At 63.2% G+C, this 11,246-nt stretch carries 11 protein-coding genes, 1 rRNA gene and 1 other RNA gene; 4 read left to right on the top strand and 9 right to left on the bottom strand.

What is annotated here, in order from left to right; all coding sequences use genetic code 11:
• Nucleotides 1–523, bottom strand: a 16S ribosomal RNA gene (locus tag A6745_RS22660); the annotation flags it as partial.
• A gap of 971 nt (nt 524–1,494) precedes the next feature.
• Entirely contained in the window at nt 1,495–1,971 is a 477-nt protein-coding gene (locus A6745_RS22655; RefSeq protein ID WP_066132273.1) for an Lrp/AsnC family transcriptional regulator, read from the bottom strand.
• Nucleotides 1,972–2,127: 156 nt separating this feature from the next.
• On the opposite strand from A6745_RS22655, the gene hppD reads away from it, so the two are divergent.
• A complete protein-coding gene (gene hppD, locus A6745_RS22650) occupies nt 2,128–3,240 on the top strand; it encodes a 4-hydroxyphenylpyruvate dioxygenase (RefSeq protein WP_066132265.1) in 1,113 nt (370 codons plus the stop codon).
• An 81-nt stretch (nt 3,241–3,321) separates the two neighbouring features.
• Here hppD and msrA read toward each other — a convergent pair whose 3' ends face one another.
• From msrA to ilvD, 3 genes are all read right to left on the bottom strand, one after another.
• Nucleotides 3,322–3,879 (bottom strand): peptide-methionine (S)-S-oxide reductase MsrA, encoded by a 558-nt coding sequence (gene msrA / locus A6745_RS22645; RefSeq protein ID WP_066132262.1) that lies wholly within the window; start codon nt 3,877–3,879, stop codon nt 3,322–3,324.
• A 161-nt stretch (nt 3,880–4,040) separates the two neighbouring features.
• On the bottom strand, nt 4,041–4,385 hold the full coding sequence (locus A6745_RS22640; RefSeq protein ID WP_066132379.1) for a c-type cytochrome: 345 nt from the start codon (nt 4,383–4,385) through the stop codon (nt 4,041–4,043).
• Nucleotides 4,366–6,054: a dihydroxy-acid dehydratase gene (gene ilvD / locus A6745_RS22635; protein WP_066132256.1), complete on the bottom strand. Its 1,689-nt coding sequence runs from the start codon at nt 6,052–6,054 to the stop codon at nt 4,366–4,368. The genes A6745_RS22640 and ilvD overlap by 20 nt, the downstream gene beginning before the upstream one ends.
• 98 nt (nt 6,055–6,152) lie before the next feature.
• Here ilvD and lgt point away from each other — a divergent pair, with 98 nt between their 5' ends.
• Complete coding sequence (gene lgt, locus A6745_RS22630; RefSeq protein WP_066132253.1) at nt 6,153–6,944, top strand: prolipoprotein diacylglyceryl transferase; 792 nt, start codon at nt 6,153–6,155, stop codon at nt 6,942–6,944.
• On the opposite strand, the gene A6745_RS22625 is transcribed toward lgt, so the two are convergent.
• From A6745_RS22625 to A6745_RS22610, 4 genes are all read right to left on the bottom strand, one after another.
• Nucleotides 6,919–7,725, bottom strand: coding sequence for an SIMPL domain-containing protein (locus tag A6745_RS22625; protein ID WP_066132250.1), 807 nt, complete (start codon nt 7,723–7,725; stop codon nt 6,919–6,921). The genes lgt and A6745_RS22625 overlap by 26 nt on opposite strands.
• Nucleotides 7,726–7,843: 118 nt before the next feature.
• Nucleotides 7,844–8,029, bottom strand: a non-coding RNA gene (gene ssrS, locus A6745_RS22620) — 6S RNA.
• 47 nt (nt 8,030–8,076) lie between these two features.
• On the bottom strand, nt 8,077–8,388 hold the full coding sequence (locus A6745_RS22615; RefSeq protein WP_066132247.1) for a cell division protein ZapA: 312 nt from the start codon (nt 8,386–8,388) through the stop codon (nt 8,077–8,079).
• Entirely contained in the window at nt 8,388–8,807 is a 420-nt protein-coding gene (locus A6745_RS22610; protein WP_066132244.1) for a hypothetical protein, read from the bottom strand. The genes A6745_RS22615 and A6745_RS22610 overlap by 1 nt, the downstream gene beginning before the upstream one ends.
• A 394-nt stretch (nt 8,808–9,201) precedes the next feature.
• Between A6745_RS22610 and A6745_RS22605 the strand changes: the two genes are divergently transcribed.
• Together A6745_RS22605 and A6745_RS22600 are read left to right on the top strand one after the other, a co-directional pair.
• Nucleotides 9,202–9,666, top strand: coding sequence for a tripartite tricarboxylate transporter TctB family protein (locus tag A6745_RS22605; protein WP_066132241.1), 465 nt, complete (start codon nt 9,202–9,204; stop codon nt 9,664–9,666).
• A gap of 13 nt (nt 9,667–9,679) precedes the next feature.
• A complete protein-coding gene (locus A6745_RS22600; protein WP_066132238.1) occupies nt 9,680–11,185 on the top strand; it encodes a tripartite tricarboxylate transporter permease in 1,506 nt (501 codons plus the stop codon).
• The last annotated feature ends 61 nt before the right edge of the window (nt 11,186–11,246 follow it).

Genomic DNA, 11,246 nt, shown 5'->3' with positions numbered 1-11,246 from the left:
CGCGGCTGCTGGCACGTAGTTAGCCGGTGCTTATTCTGCAGGTACCGTCAGTTGCTCCAGGTATTATCCGGAACCGTTTCTTTCCTGCCAAAAGTGCTTTACAACCCGAAGGCCTTCATCGCACACGCGGGATGGCTGGATCAGGGTTGCCCCCATTGTCCAAAATTCCCCACTGCTGCCTCCCGTAGGAGTCTGGGCCGTGTCTCAGTCCCAGTGTGGCTGGTCGTCCTCTCAAACCAGCTACGGATCGTCGCCTTGGTAGGCCTTTACCCCACCAACTAGCTAATCCGATATCGGCCGCTCCAATAGTGCGAGGCCCGAAGGTCCCCCGCTTTCTCCCGTAGGACGTATGCGGTATTAGCTACGCTTTCGCGTAGTTATCCCCCGCTACTGGGTACGTTCCGATACATTACTCACCCGTTCGCCACTCGCCACCAGACCGAAGTCCGTGCTGCCGTTCGACTTGCATGTGTAAGGCATCCCGCCAGCGTTCAATCTGAGCCAGGATCAAACTCTTCAGTTCAATCTCTGTTTGTGCACCTTGAATCTCATTCTAAGACTCAACCCAAGATGCGTTCGCTAGCTTATTCAAAGGAAGTGAGGTTTAAAAAACCTTACTTCAATTGTGTAAGCGCTTGATGATACTTTTGCTTCGGCGCGAATCTGCGTAAACGCAAACCGCACCATGCACACGCATCAAGCGCCCACACTTATCGGTTGTTCAGTTGTTAAAGAGCGGTACTGCGAACTGCTTTTACTATCAGCGCCGTGCAACTTCCGTGTCACGCCGCCTTGCTAATCTTGTCTTGCCTACTGCTTGCCTTGCGTCGTCCGCCGCTGTGTCAGCAGCAGAGAAACGAGATTATGAAGAAGTTTTTTGACACTGTCAAGTCAGTTCGTTTCGCTTCTCCGTTTTTCGATCAACTTATTCGTCGATCGGGATTCCTCAGCCGCGCTTGGCGCCACGCCTCAGAACCACCCCGGATAAGCGCGTTTTCTGTAAAAAACCCTCAGAAAACAACCACTTGACCTAACTTTCTTCACTTCGTCCCGCCGCCGTTTCAGCAACAGAGGGACGAGATTATGAAGAAGTTTTTTCAGCGTGTCAAATCAATCCGCTTCGCTACCGCTTTCGATCAACCAACCTCTCGTTGACCTAGATTCCTCCGCCGCGCTTACGCGCCAAGCTCCGGAACCACCTCGGCAGCCGCCTCGCCCAAACCCCAGGCAAAACAACGCACTGACCAGACCTTTCTTCACTGCCCTGCTTTTTCCTACCCCTCGGCACCTACCGCGTCGTCGCCATTGCGTAGAACGTTTCAACTGCCGAGCCAATAACTATAGCACAGGGTTTCTACCGAACGCAAATAGGGACCGAAGAATCGTTACGCCACCATGAAGAAAGCGTTGGGCTTTGGTGACCTCTCCCCTCAGCACAGGAGAAATCCGTTCATCCCGGCTGCTGCATATATATAAGGGCCCGTCCCTCTTAGTTTATAGACGCAGCTCGGTCGTTTCCTTGATCTGCTGCAGGGCGAAGAACGATCGCATGTCCACCACGGCGGGGTGCTGCATCAAGGTATCCATGGCGAAACGCGAGAAGTGGGCCAGGTCCGCCACCTGTATGCGCAGCAGATAATCCATGTCGCCGGACATGGCGTAGCACTCGACTACCTCCGGCCACTGCTGCACCGCACTGGCGAAGTCGGCCATGGGGGCATGGCTGCCCGCGACATGTTTGTTCAGGCGAATGGACACGTAGGCCAGCAGGCCCAACCCCACCCTTTCGGCATCGACCAGGGCGACATAGCGCTTGATGTATCCCTGCTCTTCCAGGCGGCGCACCCGGCGCAGGCAGGGGCTGGGTGACAGCGACACGCGCTCGGCCAGCTCCTGGTTGCTGAGCCGGCCATCGCGCTGCAATTCCGCCAGAATTCTTCGATCTGTCCTATCCAAGTCTATTTCAGCCACTGAGTGCCCCAAAAAGCGCAAATCAAAGCAATATTATTGCTCCAATTTGTGCCAGACGGGCCATTTTCGCAATCGCCTGCCCGGCACTTCTCCCTACAATTTCGGTTTCGCGCCCATCCACGCGGCACGGCGAAACACCAATAAGGGAGAGCAGACATGGAAAGCGGTTTTCAGCCTTGGGACAACCCCATGGGCACATCGGGGTTCGAGTTCATCGAGTACACCGCCCCCGATCCCATCGCATTGCGCAAGGTCTTCGAGTTGCTGGGCTTCAAGGCCATCGCCCGGCACCGCCACAAGGACGTCACCCTGTACAGGCAGGGCGGCATCAACTTCCTGATCAATGCCGAACCCGATTCGTTCGCGCAGCGCTTTGCCCGGCTGCATGGCCCGTCGATCTGTGCCATTGGTTTCCGCGTGGACGACGCCGCGAAGGCCTACAAGCGAGCCCTGGAACTGGGCGCCTGGGGCTTCGACTCGCATAGCGGCCCGATGGAACTGAACATCCCCGCCATCAAGGGCATCGGCGACTCGCTGATCTATCTGGTCGACCGCTGGCGCGGCAAGCATGGCCACGGCGGCATCGGCGACATCAGCATCTACGACGTGGACTTCGAGCCGATCGACGCCGCCAACGCGCAGGAAGACCTGAACCACGCCGGCGCCGGCCTGACGCTGGTCGACCACCTGACGCACAACGTGCACAAGGGCCGCATGGCCGAGTGGGCCGAGTTCTACGAGCGCCTATTCAACTTCCGCGAGGTGCGCTACTTCGACATCGAAGGCAAGGTGACCGGCGTGAAGTCCAAGGCCATGACCTCGCCGTGCGGCAACATCCGCATCCCGATCAACGAGGAAGGCACGGAAGAGAAGGGCCAGATCCAGGAATATCTGGATCTGTACCGCGGCGAAGGCATCCAGCATATCGCCATGGCGACGGACGACATCTACGCGACCATCGAATCGCTGCGCAAGACCGGCGTGGTGTTCCTGGATACGCCCGAGACCTATTACGAACTGCTGGAACGCCGCCTGCCCGGACATGGCGAGCAGACCGACCGCCTGCGCCAGAACCGCATCCTGCTGGACGGTGCCCCCGGCGGCGGCCTGCTGCTGCAGATATTCACCGAGAACCAGATCGGACCGATCTTCTTCGAGATCATCCAGCGCAAGGGCAACGACGGCTTCGGCGAAGGCAACTTCAAGGCCCTGTTCGAATCCATCGAACTGGATCAGATGCGCCGCGGCGTGGTGAAGTCTGTCGACTGACCCGATGAAAACGGGCCGGCGCAGCGGCGCCGGCCTGCCATCGACAACGGGCCGCGCGATGCGGCCCGTGCCGTTTGGGGATCAGCGGACCAGCCGATCCTGGAATTGCTTGCGGAACTTGGCCACCTTCGGCGCGATCACGAACTGGCAATAGCCCTGCTCGGGATGCAGGTTGAAGTAGTTGCGGTGATAATCCTCGGCCTGCCAGAACGTGGCGGGGGCCAGCATCTTCGTGACGATGGGCGCGTCGTAGACGTGCAGGGCATCGACCTCGGCGATGACGGCCTGGGCCTGTTCGCGCTGCGCGTCGTCCAGCCAGAAGATGGCCGACTCGTACTGCGGACCGACGTCGTTGCCCTGGCGGCCCGGAGTGGTCGGGTCATGGGTGGCGAAGAACACGCGCAACAGGTCGCTGTAGGACAGCACCGTGGGATCGAACTCGATGCGCGCCACCTCGATGTGGCCGGTCTGCTTGCCGCAGACCTGTTCGTAGGTGGGGTTGTCGACGTGGCCGCCGCTGTAGCCGGGCAGCACGCTGGTCACGCCGCGCAGGTCCTGGAAGACGGCCTCGACGCACCAGAAGCAACCGCCGCCGAGAATGGCGACTTCGTGGCCGGGTGTGGTTTTCAATTCGGACATGGTCTATGACTCCTGTGTGCCGTAGGGGCGGTGGTCTGGCTGCCGCGGCGCCCCTGGACGAACGGCGCCCTCCGATGAAGAAGACCACGTTTCCCATGAAAAGGGGTCCTGCCGCGGGGCAACAAGCCCAACCCGCAGGATGGGGGCAATGTGGCCTTGCTTCAAGGCTTGGCCTTGGGCGGCGCCAGCGACAGCACCCATTCGGCCAGTTGCTTCGCGTCCTGTTCGCTGACGTGATTCTGCGCCGGCATGGGCACCACGCCCCAGGCGCCGCGCCCGCCGCCGCGGATCTTGTTGGCCAGATATTCGGCGGCCTCGGATTGGCCGGCGTAGCGTTCCGCCACGCTGCGCAGCGGCGGGCCGACACGCTTGCTGTCGACCTGGTGGCAGGCCATACAGGCCCTGCTGGCCGCGAGTTTCTGGCCATCTACCTGCTGGGCGCCGGCGGCGCCGGCCGCCAGCAGAATCAAGACGGCCCCTGCCGCCCTAGCCTTTATCGAATGCATCCGTGACTGCCCCAAGGCTGGCGGAACTGGCTAGCTTGCCGAACTTGGCAAGCACGCCGCGTGTGTAGCGCGGCTTGGGCGCCACCCACTGCCGGCGGCGGTCCGCCAATTCTTCGTCGCCGACATTGAGCTGCAGCAGCAGCTTGTGGGCGTCGATGGTAACCGAATCGCCCTCGCGGATCAGCGCGATGAGGCCGCCCACGAAGGCCTCCGGCGCCACGTGCCCCACCACCATGCCCCAGGTCCCGCCGGAGAACCGGCCGTCGGTGATCAGGCCGACCGTCTCGCCCAGCCCCTGCCCGATCAGCGCGGAGGTCGGCGCCAGCATCTCGCGCATGCCGGGCCCGCCCTTGGGCCCTTCGTAGCGGATGACGAGCACGTCGCCGTGCTGGATCCGACGCGCCATGATGGCCGCCATGGCATCGTCCTCGGAATCGAAGACGCGGGCCGGCCCGGTAATGACGGGATTCTTCAGGCCGGTGATCTTGGCCACGCAGCCTTCGGGCGCGAGATTGCCCTTGAGGATGGCCAGGTGCCCCTGCGGATACAGGGCACGGTCGATCGGCATGATCACGTCCTGGCCGGGGGACGGCGCCGAAGGCACGTCGGCCAGCGTCTCGGCGATGGTCTTGCCGGTGATCGTGATGCAGTCGCCATGCAGCAGCCCGGCGTCCAGCAGCAGCTTCATCACCTGCGGAATGCCGCCGGCGCGATGCAGGTCGGTGGCGACGTATCTGCCGGACGGCTTGAGATCGCAGATGACGGGCACACGCAGGCGGATGCGTTCGAAGTCGTCGATGGTCCATTCGACTTCGGCGGCATGCGCGATGGCCAGGAAATGCAGCACGGCATTGGTGGAGCCGCCCGTGGCCATGATGACGGACACGGCGTTCTCGATGGAACGCCGTGTGATGATGTCGCGCGGCCGCACGCCTCGCCGCACGGCGTCCACCAGCACGCGAGCCGATTCGGCGGCCGAGGCGACCTTTTCTTCGTCCTCGTTGGCCATGGTGCTGGAATACGGCAGGCTCATGCCCATGGCCTCGAAGGCCGAACTCATGGTGTTGGCGGTGTACATGCCGCCGCACGAGCCCGAGCCCGGGATGGCGCACTGCTCGATCTGCTTGAAATCGTGCTCGTCCATGCGGCCCATGGTGTACTCGCCCACGGCCTCGAAAACCGACACGATGGTGAGGTCCTTGCCCTGGTAGCGGCCCGGCTTGATGGTGCCGCCATAGACGTAGATGCCGGGCACGTTCGTGCGCGCCAGCGCGATCATGCCGCCGGGCATGTTCTTGTCGCAGCCGCCGATGACCACCACGCCGTCCATCCACTGGCCTTGCGCGGCGGTCTCGATACAGTCGGCGATGACTTCACGCGAGACCAGCGAATACTTCATGCCTTCGGTGCCCATCGACATGCCGTCCGAAATGGTGGGCGTGCCGAACACCTGCGGGTTCGCCCTTGCCGCGCGCACGGCCTCGATGGCCGCGTCGGCCAGCCGCTGCAGGCCGCTGTTGCAGGGCGTGATGGTGGAATGGCCGTTGGCCACGCCTATCATGGGATTCTCGAAATCGGCTTCCCGGTAACCGAGCGCGTAGTACATTGCGCGATTCGGCGCACGTGCGACGCCATGGGTGATGTGGCGGGAACGTTCGTTGTGCGGCATGGTCTCGTCTCCTCGCGGGTTTGGATTTGCCTGCAACATGGCGGCCGGACCGGGCGCCTGCCGGTTATTATCGGACAACTTTTTCTGCCGGGCGGAACATGCTTCAGTATCCCCAATTCGATCCCATCGCCATCCGCATCGGACCCCTGGCGGTCCACTGGTACGGCCTCATGTACCTGGTGGGCTTCGCCTGCGCCTATCTGCTGGGCCGGTGGCGCATCGTGCGCGGCCACACCACCTTCCTGACCGTGCGCGATCTGGAAGACCTGACGTTCTATACGGTGTTGGGCGTGGTGCTGGGCGGGCGCCTGGGCTATGTGCTGTTCTACAAGCCCACGTACTACCTGTCGCATCCGCTGGAGATCTTCTACCTGTGGGAAGGCGGCATGTCCTTCCACGGCGGCCTGCTGGGCGTGATCCTGGTGATGTTCCTGTTCGCGCGCAAGAAAGGCGTGTCGCTGTTCAGGCTGAGCGATTTCGTGGCGCCCCTGATTCCGCCGGCGCTGGCGGCGGGACGGCTGGGCAACTTCATCAACGGCGAACTGTGGGGCCGCCCCACCGACGTGCCGTGGGCCATGGTGTTTCCGCAGTCGGGCGACGGCCTGGCGCGCCATCCGTCGCAACTGTACGAACTGGGCCTGGAAGGGATCGTGCTGTTCCTGATCCTGTGGGGTTTCTCTGCCAAGCCGCGCAAGACCGGCCAGGTCAGCGCGCTGTTCCTGATCTTCTACGGGCTGTTCCGCTTCCTGGTGGAATTCACCCGCGAACCCGACGGATTCCTGGGCCTGCTGGCGGCCGGCCTGAGCATGGGGCAATGGTTGTCGCTGCCGATGGTGATCATCGGCGCGATCCTGTTCGCCGTGTTTACTGCAAGGAAATCGTCCCGTTGACCGAGACGGTGACGGTGACCTCGCCGGCTTCCAGCGGAACGTCGGCGCGGGCATCCGCCGCCTTGGCCATCATCATGGGCGCGGGCGCGCGCGCCATCGGCTGCGGGCCGCCCGTGCCGCCCAGTTCGATACGCATGATGCGGTAGCCCGAAAAGCCGAACGCGGTGGCCGCGGCCAGCGCGCGCTCGCGGAAGGCCTGTGCGGCCTGCGTCAGCAGCTTGCGCTCTTCGGCTTCGCGCGCCTCGCGCGACAGCAGGAAGCTGATGTTGGAGATGGCCGTCTTGTCGCTGAGCTTGGACGCCAGCGCCGAGGCACGGGCGAAATCCTTCGACTGCAGCACGATCTCGCCCTGGCCGCGCCAGCCGGTGACCTTGCCCTTGTTGTCGGTGTTGGGCCAGACGTTGAAGCCGCCCGTGCGCACGTCGATGCCCTCATTGCCCTTGGCGCGCTTGACCGCGGCTTCCAGCGCGGCCGTCAGGCGCTGGCCCGCGGTCGGCTGATCGGGCGCATCGACCTCGGCGGACAGCGAAATGCGCACGGTGTCCTGCATGACCTCTGACGAAGCCGCCGCTTGCAGCGACATGCGCGGCGCGCGGCCTTCCCCGCCATGTTCGCCAGCGGGCCTGAGGCGCCCCCCGGTTTCGGCGGCGGGCGCCACCGCGGAAGGGGCGGCGGGTGCGGGCTGGGCCGACACGGCAGCGGTGGAAAGCAGGCTCAGAGCCAATGCCGGGCGGCACGCGAGGGCGAGCTTGTTCGACAGAAACGCGGGGAGTCTGGACATGAGAGAACCTGTGGAGGAGAGTGCGCGGCGGGCGGCAGGCCTGAAGGCGCGCGGCATGGCGCGCCAATGACGCCGCTACGGGAGGTCGGCGGCCTGCAGAAGTTGCAGGCCGCCGGATAGATGCCCCGCCTGTGCCGTCTAGGCCGGCATCTCGAACCCTGAGGTTCAAGTCGGCCGCGATTGGCGGAACCTTGGGTTCGTCCGCGAAGAGACGATCACGCCAGTTCAGCACTCTCGCAACCTATATGCCGTAAGACATAGGTTCAGAGAATATATGGCCGAGTCACGAACACGGCAGGGACAAAGCGAGAATACAGCAAGAATGCCGACATTGCTGCTTCAGGAAGTTGCTTAAAGCAGCTTTTCCTGGCCGGACAGCGCATCGTCCAGCATGGCATTCATTTCGTCGATTTTAGCCTTGAAGTCGCCAACCGCCAAACCGCCCAGCGGGCCATCGGGCGCCTTCATGCCCAGCAGTTCGCCAGCAATGGACAGCGCGGCCATGACGGCGATGCGCTCGTTGCTGGTGATCTTGCCGGTGCCCTGGATGCGCAGCATCAGTTGGTCGACATGGCGGACCGCCGCCATCAGGGTGGGCTTTTCCTCGGACGAGCAGGCCAGCGAGTAATCGCGGCCAAGAATAGAGACGTCGACGCGTTCCATCAGGGTTGTTCTCCTAAGGAAGCGCCGCCGCCGGGCAGGCGGGCCAGCACGGCGTCGATACGTTCGCGGGCGGTGGAGGCGGCATGGCGCAGGCGTTGCATGTCGGAATCGCGGGCCTGGGCGTGAGCCTCGAGCGCCTGGCGCTGGGCGGTTTCCTGGGCCAGTTGCTGGCGCAGCGATTCTTCGACCTGGCGCGCGTCGGCCTTCAATTCGGTGGCGGCGGTGTCGTGCGCCTGCAGCCTTTCGCGCAGGGCCTGCAGTTCGGCGTCACGGTCGGCGCAACGCTGAAGCAGCGCGCGCTGCTGCGCTTCGCTGTCGTTCAAGCGAGCACGCAACGCATCGCGTTCGGCATGAAGCTGTCGCGTGCGCTGCACCAGTTGCCCGAGACGGGCGGCGAGATGATCTAGGTCTTGCAGCATGGGCGCTATCGTATACCAAGAGCGCCCGGATCGGGGCCCCGCCCAAAGCCGGAGAACAAGCGCAATATCCGGTAGGATTCTGTGTTGAAAGCATGCTTGCACCCGCTTTCCAGCAGCTTTCTATCTGCTTTCACTAAGCTTTCATTACGCCATCAAACCACGCCACGCGCGTCCGAATAGACCCGAGAGTTCCCTAATTCGCGGGAAAACCCTGACAAATACCATAACAACCAGGGTTCTCAGTCGGCCCCCCCTCCATTACCATTCGCGCTTCCAAAACCAAGCTGGAACACCAAGAACAAGTGGCGCTTTCAAAGTGCCCGTTTTGCCCACCGCCAATGATGCACAGGGCCTTTCCTCCCTATGACATGCTGTAATCAGGAGCCAACCAATCATGCAGCTACGCAATAAACAGGACTTCTGGTCCGGGGTGATGTTCATCGCCCTCGGACTGGGATTCGCCTGGCAAGCCACCAGCTATCAGATGGGGACCGCCGCCCGCATGGGACCCGGCTATTTCCCCTTCTGGCTTGGCCTGGTCCTTGCCCTCTTGGGCGCGGTCGTTCTTCTGGGTTCGATGTCCAAGAAGGCTACCGAGACCTCCATCGACAAGTTCGACTGGCGCATCGTCGCCCTGGTGATTGGTTCCGTCGTCCTGTACGCAGTGATCCTGCGCCCCCTGGGCGTGTACATCTCGGTGGCCGTCCTGGTCATCGTCAGCAGCCTTGCCAGCCATGAATTCAGCTGGAAGGTTGCTGTCGGCAACGCGATTTTCCTGGTGGTGTTCTCGTACCTGGCCTTCATCAAGGGCCTGGGACTGATCTTCCCGCTGTGGCCGTCGTTCCTGGGCGCGAACTGAGGAGGCACCCCAAATGGAATTGTTCGACAACCTGATGCTGGGCTTCTCGGTCGCGTTCACGCCCGAAAACCTGGCGTACGCCCTGCTGGGCTGCATTCTGGGCACGCTGATCGGTGTGCTGCCGGGGATCGGCCCCGTGCCGACCATCGCCATGCTGCTGCCCATCACCTACGTGCTGCCCCCGGTGGCCGGCCTGATCATGCTGGCCGGTATCTACTACGGCGCGCAGTATGGCGGTTCGACCACGGCCATTCTGGTGGCGCTGCCCGGCGAGACATCCGCGGTGGTGACCGTACTGGACGGCCACCAGATGGCGCGCAACGGCCGTGCGGGCGCCGCACTGGCCATCGCGGCGCTCGGCTCGTTCTTCGCCGGCTGCGTGGCCACCGTGCTGCTGGCCGCCTTCGCGCCCCCGCTGGCCGAAGTCGCCTTCCAGTTCGGTCCGGCCGAATACTTCTCGCTGATGGTGCTGGGCCTGGTGGGCGCCGTGGTGCTGGCTTCGGGCTCGCTGCCCAAGGCCATCGCCATGATCGTCCTGGGCCTGCTGCTGGGCATGGTCGGCACCGACGTCAACTCGGGCGTTGCCCGCTATGACTTCGGCATCCCCGAACTGCAGGACGGCATCGACTTCGCCATCGTGGCCATGGGCGTGTTCGGCTTCGCCGAAATCATGACCAACCTCGAGCAGAAGGAAAACCGCGTCGACATCACCGACAAGATCGGCTCGCTGTACCCGAACAAGCAGGAGTTCAAGGAAGCCGCTCCCGCCGTGCTGCGTGGCACCGCCCTGGGCTCGGCCCTGGGCATCCTGCCGGGCGGCGGCGCCGTGCTGTCGTCGTTCGCGTCGTACACGCTGGAAAAGAAGATCTCGAAGAACCCCGAGCGCTTCGGCAAGGGCCACCCGGCCGGCCTGGCGGGTCCCGAATCGGCCAACAACGCGGCCGCGCAGACGTCCTTCATCCCCCTGCTGACCCTGGGTATCCCGGGCAACGCGGTGATGGCCCTGATGGTCGGCGCGATGACGATCCACAACATCCAGCCGGGCCCGCAGGTCATGACCAGCCACCCCGAGCTGTTCTGGGGCCTGATCGCCTCGATGTGGATCGGCAACCTGATGCTGGTGGTGCTGAACCTGCCGCTGATCGGCCTGTGGGTCAAGCTGCTGAAGGTGCCCTACCGCGTGCTGTTCCCCGCCATCCTGGTGTTCTGCACGATCGGTGTGTACTCGTTGAACTACAACACGTTCGACATCTTCACCACTGCGATCTTCGGCATCATCGGCTACGTGTGGAGCAAGCTGAAGTGCGAAGGCGCCCCGCTGCTGCTGGGCCTGGTGCTGGGTCCCATGATGGAAGAAAACTTCCGTCGCGCCCTGCTGCTGTCGCGCGGCGACTACACGACCTTCGTGACCCGCCCGCTGTCCGCCTCGCTGCTGGCCTTCGCCGTGATCCTGGTGATCCTGGTGGCCCTGCCGTCGATCCGCAAGAAGCGCGAGGAAACCTTCGTCGAAGAAGACTGAGCAACGGTTTTTGCCCGGCGCATGCACGCTGCATGCGCCCCTTCGAAGCCCTGGCCCCGCG

The organism is Bordetella ansorpii, from assembly GCF_900078705.1.
Classification (GTDB): Bacteria; Pseudomonadota; Gammaproteobacteria; order Burkholderiales; family Burkholderiaceae_B; genus Bordetella; species Bordetella ansorpii_A.
The sequence above is the reverse complement of the archived record's forward strand: the minus strand, read 5'-3'. Positions and strand labels throughout refer to the sequence as shown.

Coding starts and splice junctions, on each gene's coding strand:
- hppD (WP_066132265.1), top strand. CDS start 2,128: ATGGAAAGCGGTTTTCAGCCTTGGGACAACCCCATGGGCACATCGGGG.
- msrA (WP_066132262.1), bottom strand. CDS start 3,879: ATGTCCGAATTGAAAACCACACCCGGCCACGAAGTCGCCATTCTCGGC.
- A6745_RS22640 (WP_066132379.1), bottom strand. CDS start 4,385: ATGCATTCGATAAAGGCTAGGGCGGCAGGGGCCGTCTTGATTCTGCTG.
- ilvD (WP_066132256.1), bottom strand. CDS start 6,054: ATGCCGCACAACGAACGTTCCCGCCACATCACCCATGGCGTCGCACGT.
- lgt (WP_066132253.1), top strand. CDS start 6,153: ATGCTTCAGTATCCCCAATTCGATCCCATCGCCATCCGCATCGGACCC.
- A6745_RS22625 (WP_066132250.1), bottom strand. CDS start 7,725: ATGTCCAGACTCCCCGCGTTTCTGTCGAACAAGCTCGCCCTCGCGTGC.
- A6745_RS22615 (WP_066132247.1), bottom strand. CDS start 8,388: ATGGAACGCGTCGACGTCTCTATTCTTGGCCGCGATTACTCGCTGGCC.
- A6745_RS22610 (WP_066132244.1), bottom strand. CDS start 8,807: ATGCTGCAAGACCTAGATCATCTCGCCGCCCGTCTCGGGCAACTGGTG.
- A6745_RS22605 (WP_066132241.1), top strand. CDS start 9,202: ATGCAGCTACGCAATAAACAGGACTTCTGGTCCGGGGTGATGTTCATC.
- A6745_RS22600 (WP_066132238.1), top strand. CDS start 9,680: ATGGAATTGTTCGACAACCTGATGCTGGGCTTCTCGGTCGCGTTCACG.